The organism is Streptomyces sp. NPDC107522 (genome assembly GCF_055657525.1).
The window spans coordinates 299,342-317,481 of record NZ_JBVKAU010000007.1 but is presented as its reverse complement, the minus strand read 5'-3'; the positions used below and the strand labels follow the sequence as shown (position 1 = coordinate 317,481).

Annotated in this window: 13 protein-coding genes; 3 read left to right on the top strand and 10 right to left on the bottom strand. The window is 70.6% G+C overall.

The window, feature by feature from the left end:
* Positions 1–59: 59 nt before the first annotated feature.
* Positions 60–752, top strand: coding sequence for an ester cyclase (locus ACZ7L6_RS24770; protein ID WP_471927345.1), 693 nt, complete (start codon positions 60–62; stop codon positions 750–752).
* Positions 753–856: 104 nt separating this feature from the next.
* Here the strand turns inward: ACZ7L6_RS24770 and groL are convergent, their stop codons facing one another.
* From groL to ACZ7L6_RS24750, 4 genes are all read right to left on the bottom strand, one after another.
* Positions 857–2,482 (bottom strand): chaperonin GroEL, encoded by a 1,626-nt coding sequence (gene groL / locus ACZ7L6_RS24765; RefSeq protein WP_471927343.1) that lies wholly within the window; start codon positions 2,480–2,482, stop codon positions 857–859.
* A gap of 120 nt (positions 2,483–2,602) precedes the next feature.
* Entirely contained in the window at positions 2,603–2,911 is a 309-nt protein-coding gene (gene groES / locus ACZ7L6_RS24760) for a co-chaperone GroES (RefSeq protein WP_055493212.1), read from the bottom strand.
* Positions 2,912–3,238: 327 nt separating this feature from the next.
* A complete protein-coding gene (locus tag ACZ7L6_RS24755; protein WP_471927341.1) occupies positions 3,239–4,093 on the bottom strand; it encodes a polysaccharide deacetylase family protein in 855 nt (284 codons plus the stop codon).
* Positions 4,090–5,106 carry a polysaccharide deacetylase family protein gene (locus tag ACZ7L6_RS24750; RefSeq protein WP_471927339.1) on the bottom strand — a complete coding sequence of 339 codons (1,017 nt, stop codon included), beginning with the start codon at positions 5,104–5,106 and terminating at the stop codon, positions 4,090–4,092. The genes ACZ7L6_RS24755 and ACZ7L6_RS24750 overlap by 4 nt, the downstream gene beginning before the upstream one ends.
* Before the next feature lie 304 nt (positions 5,107–5,410).
* On the opposite strand from ACZ7L6_RS24750, the gene ACZ7L6_RS24745 reads away from it, so the two are divergent.
* Positions 5,411–6,580: a THUMP-like domain-containing protein gene (locus tag ACZ7L6_RS24745; RefSeq protein ID WP_471927337.1), complete on the top strand. Its 1,170-nt coding sequence runs from the start codon at positions 5,411–5,413 to the stop codon at positions 6,578–6,580.
* Here the strand turns inward: ACZ7L6_RS24745 and ACZ7L6_RS24740 are convergent.
* The 6 genes from ACZ7L6_RS24740 to ACZ7L6_RS24715 form a co-directional block, all read right to left on the bottom strand.
* Positions 6,577–9,909 carry an NACHT domain-containing protein gene (locus tag ACZ7L6_RS24740; protein ID WP_471927335.1) on the bottom strand — a complete coding sequence of 1,111 codons (3,333 nt, stop codon included), beginning with the start codon at positions 9,907–9,909 and terminating at the stop codon, positions 6,577–6,579. The genes ACZ7L6_RS24745 and ACZ7L6_RS24740 overlap by 4 nt on opposite strands.
* A gap of 156 nt (positions 9,910–10,065) precedes the next feature.
* Positions 10,066–11,370 (bottom strand): RNA polymerase sigma factor, encoded by a 1,305-nt coding sequence (locus tag ACZ7L6_RS24735; protein ID WP_471927333.1) that lies wholly within the window; start codon positions 11,368–11,370, stop codon positions 10,066–10,068.
* Positions 11,371–11,414: 44 nt separating this feature from the next.
* Positions 11,415–11,771, bottom strand: coding sequence for a YciI family protein (locus ACZ7L6_RS24730; RefSeq protein WP_471927331.1), 357 nt, complete (start codon positions 11,769–11,771; stop codon positions 11,415–11,417).
* A gap of 172 nt (positions 11,772–11,943) precedes the next feature.
* The gene (locus tag ACZ7L6_RS24725) at positions 11,944–12,999 is read right to left on the bottom strand and encodes an LCP family protein (protein ID WP_471927329.1); all 1,056 of its coding nucleotides are present in this window, start codon (positions 12,997–12,999) and stop codon (positions 11,944–11,946) included.
* Between the two features lie 135 nt (positions 13,000–13,134).
* On the bottom strand, positions 13,135–14,481 hold the full coding sequence (locus ACZ7L6_RS24720) for a glycoside hydrolase family 10 protein (protein ID WP_471927327.1): 1,347 nt from the start codon (positions 14,479–14,481) through the stop codon (positions 13,135–13,137).
* A 111-nt stretch (positions 14,482–14,592) separates the two neighbouring features.
* On the bottom strand, positions 14,593–15,666 hold the full coding sequence (locus ACZ7L6_RS24715) for a LacI family DNA-binding transcriptional regulator (RefSeq protein WP_471927324.1): 1,074 nt from the start codon (positions 15,664–15,666) through the stop codon (positions 14,593–14,595).
* 121 nt (positions 15,667–15,787) lie between these two features.
* Between ACZ7L6_RS24715 and ACZ7L6_RS24710 the strand changes: the two genes are divergently transcribed.
* Positions 15,788–18,115 carry a beta-xylosidase/alpha-l-arabinosidase gene (locus tag ACZ7L6_RS24710; protein WP_471927322.1) on the top strand — a complete coding sequence of 776 codons (2,328 nt, stop codon included), beginning with the start codon at positions 15,788–15,790 and terminating at the stop codon, positions 18,113–18,115.
* Positions 18,116–18,140 lie beyond the last annotated feature (25 nt).

Here is an 18,140-nt window from a genome sequence, read left to right as displayed (position 1 = left end):
CGGCGTGGACAATGGTGCTGTCCAGGCGCACCCAGGGGGGCCCGGGAGGCGACGACGCCATGACCTTCGTACAGCTCATCGACTGCAGGACCAGCCGCTTCGACGAGATGAACCGGCTGATGGACAGGTGGGTCGAGCAGACCAAGGGGAAGCGGACGGCGACGCACGACATCATCGGCAAGGACCGGTCCGACGCGTCGCACTTCATCGAGATCGTGGAGTTTCCGTCGTACGAAGAGGCGATGCGGAACTCCAACCTGCCCGAGACCGACCGGATCTTCCAGGAGATGGTCGCGCTCTGTGACGAGACGCCGACCTTCACCGATCTCGATGTCGTACGGGACGAGCAGCTGAACGTCCTGGCCGCGCAGGCCTTCTTCACGGCCATGGGCAGGATGGAGCCGGGGCGGATCGGTGAGCACCTCACGGACGACTACGTGGATCACGATCCGTCGTATCCGCAGCCCGTGCAGGGCATCGACGGGGTGCGCGAGCAGTACGCGGGGTGGCGTGCCGCCTTCGACTTCACGTTCCGGATCGACGATCAGCTGGCCCAGGGCGACCAGGTGTGCACGCGGTGGACCTGGACCGCACGGCACAAGGGCGAGTTCCTGGGGATCCCGGCGACCGGACAGGACGTGACCATGCAGGGCATGACCTGGCAGCGGTTCCGGGACGGGAAGATCTGCGAGAGCCACTGGCTCTACGACCGGGCGGGGCTGCTGGAGCAGCTGGGGGTACTCGGTCAGTGACCCGGCCGCGAGAAGGCCGGTGAGAATCGCCCGCGAAGGGAGAAGCCCCCCGTTGCGACAGCAGCGGGGGGCTTCTTCGGGTGGTGCGTGAGGTGGTGCGTGCCTCAGTGGGCGTGGCCGTGGCCGTGACCAGCGGCGGCCGGCTCCTCCTCTTCCTTCTTCTCGACGACCAGGGTCTCGGTCGTGAGGAGGAGGGAGGCGATGGAGGCGGCGTTCTCCAGGGCGGAGCGGGTGACCTTGACCGGGTCGATGACGCCGGCCTTGACCAGGTCGCCGTACTCGCCGGTGGCGGCGTTGTAGCCGTTGCCCTTCTCGAGCTCGGCCACCTTGGAGACGATGACGTAGCCCTCGAGGCCGGCGTTCTCGGCGATCCAGCGCAGCGGCTCGACGGCGGCGCGGCGGACGACCGCGACACCCGTGGCCTCGTCGCCGGTCTTGTCGAGGTTGCCCTCGAGGACCTTGACGGCGTGGACCAGCGCGGAGCCACCACCGGAGACGATGCCCTCCTCGACCGCGGCGCGGGTCGCGGAGATGGCGTCCTCCAGACGGTGCTTCTTCTCCTTCAGCTCCACCTCGGTGGCGGCGCCGACCTTGATCACGCACACGCCGCCGGCCAGCTTCGCGAGGCGCTCCTGGAGCTTCTCGCGGTCCCAGTCGGAGTCGGTGTTCTCGATCTCGGCCTTGATCTGGGCGACGCGGCCGGTGACATCCTCGGAGTTGCCGGCGCCGTCGACGATGGTCGTGTCGTCCTTGGTGACCGTCACGCGGCGGGCGGAGCCCAGCACGTCCAGGCCGACCTGGTCGAGCTTGAGGCCGACCTCCTCGGAGATGACCGTGGCGCCGGTGAGGACCGCCATGTCCTGCAGCATCGCCTTGCGGCGGTCACCGAAGCCGGGGGCCTTGACGGCGACCGCGTTGAAGGTGCCGCGGATCTTGTTGACGACCAGGGTCGACAGGGCCTCGCCCTCGACGTCCTCGGCGATGATCAGCAGCGGCTTGGAGGCACCGGCCTGGATGACCTTCTCCAGCAGTGGCAGCAGGTCGGCGATGGAGGAGATCTTGCCCTGGTTGATGAGGATGTACGGGTCCTCCAGGACGGCCTCCATGCGCTCCTGGTCCGTCACGAAGTACGGCGACAGGTAGCCCTTGTCGAAGGCCATGCCCTCGGTGAAGTCCAGCTCCAGACCGAAGGTGTTGGACTCCTCGACGGTGATGACACCGTCCTTGCCGACCTTGTCCATCGCCTCGGCGATGAGCTCGCCGACCTGCTGGTCCTGGGCGGACAGCGCGGCGACGGCGGCGATGTCGGACTTCTCGTCGATCGGGCGGGCCGAGGCGAGCAGCTCCTCCGACACGGCGGCGACGGCGGCGTCGATGCCCTTCTTCAGCAGCGCCGGGGAGGCACCCGCGGCGACGTTCTTCAGGCCCTCGCGCACCAGCGCCTGGGCGAGCACGGTGGCGGTGGTCGTACCGTCACCCGCGATGTCGTTGGTCTTGGTCGCCACCTCCTTCACCAGCTGCGCGCCGAGGTTCTCGTACGGGTCCTCGACCTCGACCTCGCGGGCGATGGTGACACCGTCGTTGGTGATGGTGGGGGCGCCGAACTTCTTGTCGATGACGACGTTGCGGCCCTTGGGGCCGATCGTCACCTTCACCGTGTCGGCCAGCTTGTTGACGCCGCGCTCGAGGGCGCGACGGGCGTCCTCGTCGAACTTCAGGATCTTCGCCATGACAGCGGGAGCCCTCTCGGAATCTGTGGGTTCAAAAAGACACTGCGCCCCGGGCGCCCGGCTTCTTATGTGGTCGCGGGGGCCAGGGGCGCAGCTGGAAGCAAATGCTTCGAGGTGGTCTTACTTCTCGATGATCGCGAGCACGTCGCGAGCCGAGAGGACGAGGTACTCCTCGCCGTTGTACTTCACCTCGGTGCCGCCGTACTTGCTGTACAGCACGATGTCGCCGGTCTTGACGTCGAGCGGAAGGCGCTCGCCGTTCTCGAAGCGGCCCGGGCCCACGGCCAGGACGACGCCCTCCTGGGGCTTCTCCTTGGCGGTGTCCGGAATGACCAGGCCAGAGGCCGTGGTCTGCTCGGCGTCCAGCGGCTGGACCACGATGCGGTCCTCGAGCGGCTTGATGGCAACCTTGGAGCTGGCGGTCGTCACGATCCGACCTCCCCCTTCGGAGATCTCACGGGGTTAACTGTCTGAGGTGGCGACCAGGTCGATCCGTCGTCGCGGGTGCCGGACCTGCCCGTCGCGTTGTTGGCACTCTCCTCTGTCGAGTGCCAGAGCCGAGACTATGACCGGGATTAGCACTCGGTCAAGCGGACTGCTAATTCGCGGCGCTGGCTGAGCCGGGTTGGGTGACCGGCGTTGGCGTGACCGTCACTGGGGGCTGCCGCCCCCAGACCCCCGCTTCGGCCCCGAAAGGGCCTCGTCCTCAAACGCCGGACGGGCTGAGATTGCCTGACCGGCGTCGAAAAAGATCGGTCAGACGTAGTCCTCCAATCGGCCCACCGTCAGCCCCCGCCCCTGGATCTCCCGCAGCAGCCGTGTCGTCCGCTCCCTCAGGCTCAGTCCGGTCGGCTCGCCCGAAGGGACGGAGATGATGTCGCCGGCCCGCAGCCGGGCGGGGCCCTTGGCGTACGTCAGTTCGCCGTCGCCCTCCATCGCCGCCCGCCACAGCACCACCGCCGTGACCCCGCAGTGGGCGGCGGCGCGTACCGTGGTGGCGTCGTACGTGCCGTAGGGCGGGCGGAAGAGGCGGGGGCGGATGCCGAAGCGGGCGCGGAGTTTGTTCTGCTGGCCGCAGATCTCGGCGCGCTGGCCGGCGTACGGCAGACCGCGCAGAGCGGCGTGGTCGAGGGTGTGGTTCTGGATGGACGCGCCCACCGAACGCAGGCGCGCGAAGTGGCCGTAGCCCGGGCCGACCACGCTGTCAGTGAGGAACATACTGACGGGCAGGCGCAGTTCACGGACCATGTCGACGAAGCGGGGGTCCTTCTCGGCGCCGTCGTCGTAGGTGAGGAAGACGACCTGGTCGCGGGTGGGGACGTGGTCCACGACGGGCAACCGGTCGCCCGCGCGCGGCGGCTGCCACCGGGCGGGCGGGGACGAGGGCGCGGGCAGTGGGGCGGTCAGGCCCCAACGGCGGTACGGCTGTGCCGCCTGCGTCGGGCCTTTCGCCGACCGTGCGTCTCGGTCCGCCTTGCCGCCTTCTCGGGCCGCATTGCCGCCCGGGCCGCCGCCGAAGCCGGCGGAATCGGCCGACTGGGTGCAACCGGCCAGCAGCACGCAGGACAGGACCACGGCGGCGACACCCCGCGGCCCCGACGCCGACCTCACAGGTAGTCCTCCAGCCGGGCCACCGCGTACCCGTCGGCCGTCACCTTGTTCAGGAACCGGCGGATCATGTCGGGCATTGTGCCCTTCCAGTCGTCCCTGCCCCGGAAGTGCGTGAGGACGATGTCACCCGGCCGGATCCTCCGGTCCCACTCGCGGAACTCCCAGTGGTCGACGAAGACCTCCTCGTTCCACAGCGGGACGTACCTGATGCCGCAGTACTTCGCCGCACGCAGGGTGTTCCTGTCGTAGTTGCCGAAGGGCGGGCGGAAGAGCAGCGGGCGCTTGCCGTAGCGCTCCTGGAGCACCTGCTGCATGCCGCAGATCTCGCGCTTCTGCCCGAGGTAGGACAGGTTCGGGAGGTAGGGGTGGCGGAGGGTGTGGTTGTTCAGGACCACGCCGCTGCGCTGCATCCGCTTGAAGTAGCCGTAGTCCTCCTTGATCAGGTAGTTGCTGAGGAAGGCGGTGTACGGCACCTGCAGGTCGCTCATCATCCGCAGGAACGCCGGGTCCTTCTCGGCGCCGTCGTCGATGGTGAGGAAGACGACCCGCTGTTTGGTGGGGACGGTCGTGAAGACCGGCGGGAGGCCGAGTTCCTTGTGCCCGTCCACCTCGAAGCCCTTGCGGGTGGTGATCTTCGGCTTCTTCGCCGGGGGCGGCGGGGGCGTGAGCGGGACTCTTGCCAGACGCCAGTGTCTCGCGGCGGCGACGCGTGCGGCGTGGGCGGCCCGGGCGGACTTGAACTTCTTGGCGGGCGGGGCGGGCGGGGCTTCGGCGTGCGGATCCCGGGTGCCCGGGGTGGGGCCCGGAGGCGGCGCCTTGAGGGGCGGCCGGCTCGGGGTGGGGCGTTCGGCCTCGGTGCCGCCTCCGCCCGCCGGTGCGCAGGCCGAGGCGATGGCGGCGACGGTGAGCAGGGTGATTCCGCCGCGGACCCGGGAACGGCCGGCTGCCGGACGCCGACGTCCCGCGACTCCCCCATTAGGGGCACTTTTGTCATTTTGTACTACTAGTCGCATGGAGCGGGATCTTCGCAGGCACTCGTCCCGTAGCGCGGCCGACACCGCCGCCGGGGACGGAGCATCCACCGACTGGCCGATAGGGAGCGGACGGTCCACCGGCCGACGGGGAGGGAGCCGGGGGGCCCGGGCCGGCAGGGAGCCGGGAGGTCCAGGGCCGGCAGGGAGCCGGGAGGTCCAGGGCCGGCAGGGAGCCGTGGGCCCCAGGCCGGCAGGGAGCCGGGAGGTCCCAGGGCCGGCAGGGAGCCGGGGATCCCGGGCCGGCGGGGAGCGGACAGCGCACCCGCTGTCCGACAATGACCCGGTGAACGACCTCGCCTCCTTCGCCTCCCTCCTCACCCCCGAGGGCCGCGCCCTCCTCGACGCCGTGCGCGACTTCGACCCCGCCGATGAACTCGCCGTCGCCACCCGTCTGCGCCGCGAGCACCCCGCCGAGCTGGTGTCGGCGGCGCTCGGGCAGGCGCGACTGCGGCAGCGGGCGGTGGCCAAGTTCGGGGCGGCGGACGCTGGGCGCATGTTCTTCACGCCGAACGGGGTCGAGCAGTCGACGCGGGCGAGTGTCGCGGCGTATCGCGCGGAGCGGATGAAGGAGCTGGGGGTTGGCTCGGTCGCCGACCTGTGCTGCGGGATCGGGGGCGATGCGATCGCGCTGGCGCGGGCCGGGATCCGGGTGCTGGCGGTGGACCGGGATCCGGTGACGGTCGCGGCGGCGCGGGCGAATGTGGCGGCGCTGGGGCTCGGGGAGCTGGTCGAGGTGCGGGAGGCGGATGTCGTCGGGGTGGACACGGGCGGTTATGACGCCGTGTTCGTGGACCCGGCGCGGCGGGGTGGACGCGGCCGGATCTTCGACCCGGAGGCTTACTCACCGCCGTTGTCCTGGGCCGTGGAGGCGGCTCGCAAGGCGCCGCGGGCCGCGCTGAAGATCGCGCCCGGGATTCCGCACGAGGCGATTCCCGACGATGCCGAGGCCGAGTGGATCTCGGACGGCGGGGATGTGAAGGAGGCGGTGCTGTGGTTCGGGACGGAGCCCGGGGGCGTACGGGCCACGCTGTTGCCGGGGCCGAGGACACTGGTCTCCTCCCAGCTTCCCGACCCTGAACTGCGGCCCGTGGGGCGGTATTTGTACGAGCCGGACGGGGCTGTCATCCGGGCGCATCTGGTCGCCGAGGTGGCGCGGCAGCTGGACGGTGGGCTCGTCGACGCGACCATCGCGTACGTGACGGCGGACGAGCTGCGGCCGACGCCGTATGCGACGGCGTACGAGATCACCGACCAACTGTCCTTCAACGTGAAGAAGTTGAAGGCGCTGCTGCGGGAGCGGGGGGTCGGGATCCTGACCGTGAAGAAGCGGGGGTCGGCCGTCGAGCCGGAGGAGCTGCGGAAGAAGGTCAAGCCGCAGGGGCCCAACTCGGCGACGGTGTTTCTGACCCGGGTGGCGGGGGCGCCGACGATGCTGGTGGGGCGGCCGGCTTAGGGGCGGGAGAGCGGGACGATTCTGTGGTTGGGGAGGACCCGGACTCGGGCTCGGCGGCTTACTTCGTAGGCGGCGGAGTATGCGGCGTTACGGGGAAACGGGAAGCGACGATATTGCTTGGCGAGTTGCAAGAGCCCGGCGACGGTTTCGGCATCGTCCGCGATCTTGGCTACCGCGCTGAGCAGTTGCCCGTTGATGAGGTCGACGAAGGTGAGGCTCCTGAGCACGGGTTCCTGGGTATAGCGGATGACGGCTCGTACCCGTGAGCGCGGAACCCGTGACGGAATGTAGTCGGGATAGGAATCGTCCCGGTGCCTCAGATGGACCAGAAACGCGTCCACCGCGACTTCCGTGTCGAACGCATCGATCCACAAGCGCGCAGCCTGGGTCAATTCGTTCTCGTCTACCGAGGCCGCCATGTCGTAGAAATGCTGGACCACACCGATGTCTCCGTACGGGGCCAGTACCGTGCCCAGGCGCCGGGAGATCCTGGCCCCCCAGCTCCGCAACAGAGGCGGGTCCGCTTCGTTCGACAGGCCCGGCGAAAGGCTGCCGCCCAGGATCGCGGTACGGATGGTGTCGAGACGGGGCGGTGTGCCCCAGGCCGCCAAGGTGGCGGCCGCGGCCACCTGGACGCGGACGTCGGGGCTTTCGAGGAGTGGTGCCAGCTCCGTGGAGGTGCCCGGTGTGTGGTCGAGGCACTCGCACGCCAGCCAGCGGAGCTGCCATGCCACGGTGTCATCGCCTGCGAGCGCGAGCAGGGCGGAGCGGTGCGCCCACCCATGCCCCTTGCCGGTGAACTCCACGAGGGCGCCCATCAGCGGCATCTTCTGGAAGTCCGTTGCCCGGTCCGACCGCACGAGGTCGAGGAGAGCGTCAGCTCCGCGATCACCGGCGATGTCCAGGTAGGCCTCGGCCAGGGTCTGGCGCTCGTGGAACCAGTGGTTGTCCTGCTTCAGGAACTCCAGCAGCCGCTGCTCCATGCCGGGGTCCCTCAGCTCGGTCAGGGCAGCGGACACCCCACGGACGACCGACCAGCTGTACCTCCACCCCGCGACGACGTCGAGCGTTCGCAGGAGAACGTCGACGGCCCCTCCCGCGGCTGCGAATGCTCTGACCAGCGTGCCCACGTGATCGTCCACCCTGTACCCCTCGGCACTTCCGTCGGGCAGCCGCCGCGTGCTCAGCACCTCTTCCAGTTCTCCGCGCAGCGCGGGAACAGCGGGGGCCACATGGAGCACTCCGAGCGCATTGATGATGCGGTCGCGCAAGCTGTCCGGTTGCTCGGACTGCAGAGTGAACACCCCGAGCAGCCGCTCGCCCGCCTTCCGGCCACCGTGCACCGCCAGCGCGTCCACGAGCGCCAGCCTCACGTCCTGGTCCTGGTCGACGTCGGCGATACAACCGATCACCTCGTCGAGCTGCTCCTCCGACGCCAGCACACCCACGATCGCCTGAGCCGCCCGTTGCCGATCCTCGGTGTACGGCGTCGACTCCAGCAGCTCCCACACGGTCCGGATGATCTGCCGCCGCAACTCCACATCCGCCACCCGCGGACTCCCCGTCAGACACCGTGCGGCCAGCAGCAGATCGGTATGGAACAGATCGTCGTTCGGCAGCCGCAGCAGGTCCGCACCGCCCCGCCGGGTACGTCGCCGCCCGGGCTTCAGCTGAAGCACCCCCAGCAACAACGGCGTCGCATCCGGCAACGCCCCCGCCAGCAGCATGATCACCTCCTCCCACCACGGGTCGAACCGCGCCGCCACCGCCCGCTCGATGCCCGGCGCCCCCTGCTCCAGCAGGGCCGTCGCCGCGAAGTGCTCCTGGAGGGTCAGGTGGAGGAAGCCGTACCAGCCGTGGGCCTGTGCCTTGAGTAGGCCGTACTGGGCGGCGATCTCGTCGAGGATGGCGCGGCTGTCGGCGCGGGGCAGGTCGATCGTCGGGAGGAAGTCGGCGATCAGCTCCAGCAGGTCGTCCTCGCGGAAGTACCGCTGTCCCCGCTGGTGGTAGTGCCAGGCGATCTGTTTGAGGAGGTCCTGCTTGCGGTCGGTCGTGAAGCGGCTGTAGCGGGTGACCTTGCGGTGCGCGTCCCACTCACGCAGGAGGACCTCGACGCACCGCCGGTACAACGCCGCTCTGCGCTCGGGAAGCTCCAGGTCCCGCTCGTAGACGATCGCGATCAGGCTGAGCAGCAGCGGGTTCGCGGCGAGGGTCTGCAGGCGGGCGTTGGTGGACAGCGCGCGGACGAGAGCACCCCGTCGGGGGTCGCGCTCGCCGAACCAGTTGGCGATGAAGGTCTCGATCTGCGGCCACTCGAAGTCCAGGGCCTCCAGGACCTGGAACTGCTGCAGCCCGCCCTGCCAACCGTGCCGGCGGCACGTCGTGGCGATCAGTGCTCTCGGGAAGCGGGTGGCCAGCCGGGTGATCTCGTCGGTGACACGGCCGTAGGCCCCGGCCGCGTCCTCCGCGCTCTCGCCGCCGAGGACCTCGTCCAGGCCGTCGAGCAGCAGGGCCGCCGAGCCGTCGGCCAGCTTCTGCTCGACATACTCGCGGGCGTCCGTGAAGTCGTACTGGTCGGCCCAGTGCTCGGCGAGGTAGTCGAGCAGCGAGTCGTGGCCGCTCTCGGTGAAGCGGAACAGCTCGACGTACGCGGGGAGTTCGGGGAGCTCGGCGCCCTCCGTCCGGGCGGCCATGAGCAGGGCCAGGTGCCGGAGCATGGTGGTCTTTCCGGCGCCCGGGTCGCCCACGACGACGATGCGCTGGTAGCGCTGGAGGGCGTCGATCGGGGCGTAGGTGTGGGCCGCCGCCGTCTCCGGGGCGAAGGCCTCCCGCCGGGTGTCGGGCCGGCCGCGTTCCTGGTCGAGTTGCTCCTCGCGGACGAAGCGGAGGGGTTGCTGTTCCTGGACGCGGACCTGGACGTAGAGGCGGTCCAGGCGCAGGGGGCGGGACATGTCGAGGATCTTCAGCGTGGACAGTTCCCGTGCGAGCTTCGCGCAGTAGGCCGCCGCCTCCGCGACCAGGCTGCTGGGGAGGGCGGCCGGCGGGTCGGCCACTCGGGGCCGGGCCGGCTCCGTCTCCTCCTGGGCCGCGCGTCTGCGCTCGCGCTCGGAGACTCGCCGTTCGTGGGCCCACTCCTGTTCCTTGAGACGCAGGTCGGCGTTGAACTGAAGCTGGATCTTCTCCCTCTCCAGCCTCATCTTCTCGTTCTCCAGCCGCCGGGTCCGCTGCGTCTGCCAGACGGTGACCGCTCCCGCGATCAGCGCCACGATCACGGCGCCCAGGGCGGTGATCATCGACGCCTCGTCCAGCGCGAGGTTCTCCCGCGACACGGCCCACTCCCCCGAATCCCCCGAGCTCTCAGCGTTCTGCGGTGTTCCGACTTCTCCGAGTTCTCCGAGTTCTCGGAAGTCCCGCGTCGATTCTGGCAGCGGTCGAGGCGCTACGGGGAGGCTTCGGCGGCAGCGAGGCACACCGGCGCCGAGGCGCTACCGGGAGGGCTCGGCGGCGGCCGCCCGCTCCAGCAGCATCTCCCGCTCCCGCGCGTTGCGCGTCAGCTCCGCGGCCCGTACGAACTCCGCCCGCGCCTCCTCCGTACGCCCGAGGCGCGCCAGCAGGTCTCCGCGCACGCTCGGCAGCAAGTGGTAGTCCCGCAGGGCGGGTTCGGAGGCGAGGGTGTCGACGATCGCCAGTGCGGGTTCCGGTCCCTCCGCCATCGACACGGCGACCGCTCGGTTCAACTCGACCACGGGAGAGGGGGACCGGGCGGCGAGCAGGCCGTACAGGACGGCGATCGTCTGCCAGTCCGTCTCCTCGTACGTGTACGCGTGCGCGTGGCACGCGGCGATCGCGGCCTGGAGTGCGTACGGGCCGGGGGCGCCCGTGGCCGTGGCGTCCGCGCGGGCCAGCGCCTCGATGCCGCGGGCGATGAGCATGCGGTTCCAGCGGCTGCGGTTCTGGTCCTTGAGGAGGATCGGTTCGCCGGACGGGCCGGTGCGGGCTGCCGTACGGGACGCCTGGAATTCGAGGAGGGAGGTCAGGCCGTGGACCTCGGGCTCCTTCGGCATCAGTCCCGACAGCACTCGGGCCAGGCGCAGCGCGTCCTCGCACAGCGCCGGGCGCAGCCAGTCGTCGCCTGCGGTGGCGGCGTACCCCTCGTTGAAGATCAGGTAGATGACGTCGAGGACCGAGCCGAGGCGGGCCTCGCGGTCGGGGCCGTACGGGACCTCGAAGGCGATGTTCTTCGTGGCGAGCGTGCGCTTGGCGCGGACGATGCGCTGGGCGACGGTCGCTTCCGGGACCAGGAACGCCCGGGCGATCTCCGGTGTCGTCAGGCCGCCGAGGAGGCGCAGGGTGAGGGCGATGCGGGCCTCCGGCGACAGGACCGGGTGGCAGGTGGTGAAGACGAGGCGGAGCAGGTCGTCGTCGATGTCGTCGGGGTCGTAGTGGGCGGCCGGCTCCTGCGGTGGTGCCGTCGTCTCCAGGTCGCGGCCGATCTCGGCCAGCTTGCGGGCGTAGTTCTCGCGGCGGCGGATCAGGTCCACGGCGCGGTGCCTGGCGGTGGCCATGAGCCAGGCGCCGGGGTTGTCGGGGATGCCGTCCCGGGGCCACTGCTCCAGCGCCGCGACGAGCGCGTCCTGCGCGAGCTCCTCGGCGATGCCGACGTCGCGGACGAGGCGGGCGACGGCGGCGATGACACGCGGGGACTCGATACGGAAGACGGTCTCGACGGTACGGCGCGCATCGGCGGCGGGGTCGCTCCGGTACGGGTCGACGGCGGGCTGTGGTTCCACAACCCACCATCGAACACCCCGCGTGGCCACAGGCCAAGGAAGGCTCAGCCCTCCGCGATCTCCCGCACCTCGCAGGTCACCGTCCAGAACTCCTCGTGCACCTTCAGGAACCGCTTGGTCCACTCCAGCGCCTCGGCCTTGTCCTTGCACTGCATGATCGCGTAGCCGCCGACGACCTCCTTGGCCTCGGTGAAGGGCCCGTCGGTGACGGAGATCCTGCCGCCCTCCCAGTGCAGCCGGGTGCCCTGCGCGGACGGCGTCAGTCCGGCGGTGTCGAGCATGACGCCGGCCTTGGTGACCTCCTCGATCAGCTCGCCCATGCGCTGCATCAGCTCGGGGCTGGGGCCCTCGGCGGGCATGGTGTTCTCGTCGATCTTCACGAGCGACAGGTAGCGGGGCATGGTGACTCCTCGGGTTCGGGTCGGTTCGGTTCCGCTGGGATCGGCCGGATCCTTCCCGGCCTCTCACCCCTGCGTCGAACGGGAGACCCCTGGATCGACACGCTCCCCGGATTTCCTGGAACTTTTTCTCCGGCCGGCGTTTCCGCAGGCAGTACCCGCTACGAGCGGTCCTTCACCGCAACGACTCCCACAGCTCGCTCGCCTCGGGCTCGTTCGCCACCACCCGGTTGTGGTTCGAAGCCGCCGGCACCACCGGCATCGTCACCGTCCGCACCGCATCCGACGACAAAGCCCTCAGGCTCTGCCCCAGCCCCATCAGCTCACTCAGCGAGTCCAGTCCCGTGTCCGTGGTGAGGCTGCCCGTCACCGCGTCGGCGACGCGGTAGAGCCGGGCCGGGTCGGTGAGGAGGCCGGCGGTGGAGATCTGGTCCAGGAGGGCCTTCACCAGCTTCTGCTGGAGGCCTATGCGGCCCAGGTCGCTGCCGTTGCCGATGCCGTGCCGGGTGCGGGCCAGGGCCAGGGCCTGCTGTCCGTCCAGGTGATGGGTGCCCGCGTCGAGTTGAAGGTGGCTGTCCTCGTCGTCTATGTCCTCGTCCGTCGTGACCGTGACGCCGCCCAGCGCGTCCACCAGCTTCGCGAAGCCCGAGAAGTCGATCTCGATGTAGTGGTCCATGCGGATGTTCGTGATGGACTCGACGGTTTTGACGGCGCATACGGGGCCGCCGACCGCGTACGCGTTGTTGAACATCGAGTTGTACGCCACTTCCGTCGAACCGCCCGACGGCAACGGGCAGGACGGGCGGGTGACGAGGGTGTCGCGCGGGATGCTGACGATCGTGGCCCCCGTGCGGCCGGCGTCGAGGTGGACCACCATGGCCGTGTCCGAGCGGGCGCCGGTGCTGCTGCCGCCGCCGAGCTCCTGGTTCTCCTCACCGCTGCGCGAGTCCGAGCCGAGGACGAGGATGTTCAGGGACTCCGTGGGCAGAGGGGACGCCGATGCGGAGGCCGACGGCGACGGTGTCGTGACCGCCTTCGCGGGACGGTCGTCGCCGAGCGCGTTGTTGATGTCGACGCTCTGGATGTTGTCGTCGAGGTGCCAGTAGGCCCAGCCCGCCGTGCCCACGCCCAGCACCACCGCGCCCGCCAGGACGATGCCGACGGTCTTCAGTGCTCTCGACCGCCGGCCCACTCGTCTGCCGTCGTCCCCGTTCTCGTCTCGTCCAGTCACAGGGAGGAACGTAAGTCCGAATTATTACGGGCAGGAACGCCAGACCGGGTTTTCTTCGGAAATTCTCAGACTTCCCGGCCCGAACGGCCCGGCCGACTGACCAATTGGCCGACCGGCCCGGCCCGCATCCCGCGCTCAGCCCAGGCTCACCGCCGGCACCGGATTGCTCCCGTTCCACGACCCGTTGAACCCGAAGGACACCGAACCCCCGTCGGGAACCGTCCCGTTGTACGAGGCGTTGGAACAGGTGACCGTCGCCCCCGACTGCGTGCAGCTCGCGTTCCAGGCCTGCGTGAGCTGTTGCCCCGCGCCGAACGTCCAGCTGACCTTCCAGGACGACAGCGCCGCCCCCGAACAGGCGATCCTGACCTGCCCGGTGAAGCCGGTGTTCCACTGGTTGGGGACGCTGTAGGTCGCCGTGCACGCATCCGTGGGTGGCGGAGTCGTCGTGCCGCCGCCCAGCGACTCGGCGATCGCGTGGTACGCCGGTTTCGGCGCGTAGTTCTCGTCGTACGGCGTCGCCGCGCCCTGCCCCGGGAAGGTGCCGGGGATCCAGGAGTCGGAGTCGGTGAACCCCCAGACCGTGACGCCGGCGCACCGCGACACCGCGAGGCAGGCGTTCATGACCGCCTTGTAGTCCGCGGCCTGCCGGGTCAGCTTGGCGCTGTCCGCGGGCAGTTGCATACGGATGTCCAGCTCCGTGATCGCCACGTCGACGCCGAGATCGGCGAACCGCTGGATGTTCTGCTGCATCGTGGACGGCACCTGGCCGAGGATCAGGTGAGCCTGCAGTCCCACCCCGTCGATCGGGACTCCGCGCTCCTTCAGCGACTTGACCAGGTTGTACAGGGCGGTGCTCTTCGCGTTGAGACCCTCGACGTTGTAGTCGTTGATGTACAGCTTGGCGCTCGGGTCGGCCGCGCGGGCCGCGGTCAGGGCCTGGGCGATGTAGTCGGCGCCGAGGCCGTTGTACCAGAGGGTCTGCCGGTAGGTGCCGTCCTCGTTGAACGGCTCGTTGACCACGTCCCAGGTCGCCAGCCGGCCCTTGTAGCGGCCGACTTCCAGCGCGATGTGGTCGTTCATCAGCTGGCTCAGCTGGGCGGACGTCCAGCTGCCGTTCGTCAGCCAGCTCGGGTTCTGGCTGTGCCAGACGAGAGTGTGGCCGCGCACCTGCTGGCCGTGCGTTTCGGCGAAGGCCACGATCTGGTCGGCCTCCGCCCAGTTGAAGCTGCCGCGCGTCGGCTCGACCGACCCCCATTTCATGGCGTTGCCGGGGGTCAGCGCGTTGAACTCGCGGCCCGCGATGTCGCCGTAGGTGCCGGTGAGCCTGGAGCCGGTGACGGCCGTGCCCATGACCTTGCCCTTGGCGGCGGCGAGGTCGCGGAGGGGAGTGTCGGCGGCGTGCGCCGCGGGCGCGGTGAACAGCGTCACGAGGCAGGTGACGAGTGCTGTCAGGGATAAGCCGGTTCTCAGAGATCTCATGGCGGGTGCCTCCGAAAGTTTCGGTCGAACAACCGATTGGCTTCGGTGCAGTGTGGGGCGGCACGCAACACCCGTCAATCAGCAACCCTTGTGCGCTGCTGAACCGCGCCGCTAAACCGCCGGAGGCGTCCCCGTGCTGCTGCGCACCACCAGGCTGGTCGCCAGCTCCACCCGCGTCGCCACCGGCGCCCCCTCCTCCCGCGCCAGGTCGAGGACCAGCTTCGCCGCCGCCTCCGCCATCTCCGTCAGCGGCTGCCGTACGGTCGTCAGCGGCGGCCCCACCCAGCGCGCCACCGGCAGATCGTCGAAGCCGACCACGCTCAGGTCCTCCGGAATCCGCAGGCCCAGCTCGCGCGCGGCCTCGTACAGCCCGAGCGCCTGCAGGTCATTGCCGGCGAAGACGGCGGTGGGCCGGTCCGGGCGGCGCAGCAGCTCCAGGCCCTGCCGGTAGCCGGTCTCGTGGTGGAAGTCGCCGGGCCGGACCAGGTCCTGGTCGACCGGGAGCCCGGCCGTCTCCAGGGCGGCCCGGTAGCCGTCGATGCGGGCGCGGCTGCACATCATCCGGGAGGGTCCGGTGATCGCGCCGATGCGCCGGTGCCCCAGCTCGACCAGGTGCCGCGTGGCGGCGAGTCCGCCCTGCCAGTTGGTCGCCCCGAGGGACGGCACGTCGGCGCCCGGGTCGCCCGCCGGATCCATCACCACGAACGGGATGGACCGGCTGGTCAGCAGGGCGCGCTGGGACTCGTCGAGGCCGGACAGCACGAGGACCACACCGTGCGGGCGGCGGGCGGCCACCTGGTCGGCCCACGTCCGGCCGGGGGTGAGCCGGCCGGCGCTCTCGCTCAGCACGACGCTCAGGCCGGCGTCCCGGGCCACGTTCTCCACGCCGCGGATGACCTCCATCGCCCACGCGCTCTCCAGCTCGTGGAAGACCAGGTCGATCAGCGGCGAGCGGCCGGCCTCGGCGCGCCGGCGCCGGTAGCCGTGGGCGCGCAGCAGTTCCTCGACCCGGGTGCGGGTGGCCGGGGCCACGTCCGCACGTCCGTTGAGGACCTTCGAAACAGTCGGCGCGGACACGCCGGCCTCGCGGGCGATCTCGGCGAGCGTCGCGGTCTGTGCGGACCGGCCTGTCGTCCCGGTTCCACGCGTTGTCGTCCGGGTTTCAGCGGACTCCGAGGGTTTCATGGCGGCGATCGTATCCCTGCGCGACCTCTTGACGAACCCTTCTCACCACGCCTAGGTTCCCGGAACATTCGAGGTGACCAACGAAACATTCGCGAGTGGGCCCCGCCCCGACAGGAGTTTCATGACCACCGCCCCCTGGCGCGACCCCGCCCTGCCCGCCGCCGACCGCGTCGACGCCCTCCTCTCCCGGATGACCCTGGAGGAGAAGACAGCCCAGCTGTACGGCGTGTGGGTGGGCGCCGCCACGGACGGGGACGGAGTCGCCCCGCACCAGCAGGACATGACCGCGGTCTCCGCCGACGACTTCGCCGAGCTGATCACCCACGGCCTCGGACAGCTCACCCGCTCCTTCGGCACCGCCCCCGTGGACCCGGCGCTGGGCGCGCAGGCACTGGCCCGCGCCCAGCGCCGGATCGCCGGAGCGAGCCGCTTCGGCATCCCGGCGGTGGCCCACGAGGAGTGCCTGGCGGGCTTCACGGCCTGGCAGGCCACGGCCTACCCGGTACCGCTGGCGTGGGGAGCCGCCTTCGACCCCCCGCTCGTCGAGGAGATGGCCCGCCGCATCGGCCAGGACCTGCGCTCGGTCGGCGTCCACCAGGGCCTCGCGCCCGTCCTGGACGTCGTACGCGATCCGCGTTGGGGCCGCGTCGAGGAGACCATCGGCGAGGATCCGTACCTGACCGGCACGATCGGCACGGCCTACGTCCGGGGCCTGGAGTCGGCCGGCGTCATCGCGACGCTCAAGCACTTCGCCGGGTACGCGTCCTCGGCGGGCGCCCGCAACCTCGCCCCCGTGCGGGCGGGCGTCCGGGAGGTCGCGGACGTCACGCTGCCCCCGTTCGAGATGGCCCTGCGCGAGGGCGGGGCACGTTCGGTGATGGCGGCGTACAACGAGACGGACGGCGTCCCGGCCTCCGCCGACCCGGCGCTGCTCACCGAACTCCTCCGCGAGGAGTGGGGTTTCACCGGAACGGTCGTGGCCGACTACTTCGGCGTCGCCTTCCTGCAGACCCTGCACCGCGTCGCCGGTACGCCCGCCGAGGCCGGGCACGCGGCGCTGGCCGCCGGTCTCGACGTGGAGCTGCCGACGCTGAACTGCTACGGAAAGCCGCTCCTGGAGGCGGTGCGGGCAGGCGATGTGCCGGAGGAGCTGGTGGACCGCGCGGCCCGCCGGGTCCTGCTCCAGAAGTGCGAGCTGGGCCTCCTGGACGAGGACTGGACCCCGGAGCCGGCGGCGACCCACATCGACCTGGACTCCCCCGCGAACCGCGCGCTGGCCCGCCGCCTGGCCGAGCAGTCCGTGGTCCTGCTCGACAACCCGGACGGCGTGCTGCCCCTCTCCCCCGACGCCCGTATCGCTGTGGTGGGCCCGCGCGCGGCCGACGCCCTGGCGATGCTGGGCTGCTACTCCTTCCCGTCCCACGTCCTCACCCACCATCCCGACGTCCCGATGGGCATCGAGATCCCCACGGTCCTGGAGGCGCTGCGCGCCGAACTCCCCGACGCCAAGGTGACGTTCGCCGAGGGCTGCGGGGTGTCCGACCCGGACACGGCGGGCTTCGAGGAGGCCGTGGCGCGGGCGTCGGAGGCGGATGTGTGCCTGGCGGTGCTGGGCGACCGGGCGGGGCTCTTCGGGCGGGGCACGTCGGGCGAGGGCTGCGACGTGACCGACCTCCAGCTTCCCGGAGTACAGGGCGAGTTGCTCGACTCACTGGTCGCCACGGGCGTCCCGGTCGTCCTGGTTCTCCTCACCGGCCGCCCCTACGCCCTGGGCCGCTGGCACGGACGCCTGGCCGCGGTGGTCCAGGCGTTCTTCCCGGGGGAGGAAGGCGGCCCGGCGGTGGCGGGGGTGCTGTCGGGCCGCGTCAACCCGTCGGGCCGCCTGCCGGTGAGCGTGCCGCGGGTGCCCGGGGGTCAGCCGTGGACGTATCTCCAGCCGCCGCTGGGGCTGGCGGACGAGGTCAGCAACCTGGATCCGACACCGCTGTACGCGTTCGGACACGGACGGTCCTATACGTCCTTCGTGTGGGAGGACGGCACGGGCGGCGACGACACGACGGACACGGCGGAGATCGGCACGGACGGTTCGTACGACGTGTCGGTGAAGGTCCGCAACACGGGCGACCGCGCGGGCGCGGAGGTGGTCCAGCTGTACCTGCACGATCCGGTCGCGTCGGTGACCCGGCCGGACGTGCGGCTGATCGGCTACCAGCGGGTGGAGCTGGAACCGGGCGAGGCGAGCCGCGTCACCTTCCACTTCCACGCGGACCTCTCCTCCTTCACCGACCGCACGGGCCGCCGGATCGTCGAACCGGGTGTCCTGGAGCTGCGGTTGGCGGCGTCGAGTGCCGACGTACGGCATACGGCCCGGGTCGAACTCAGGGGGCCGGTACGGGAGCTGGGACCGGACCGGCGGCTGGTGTGCGAGGTGGAGGTGGCGCGGGACTGACCGGATCAAGGCGTGCCGAAGAGCA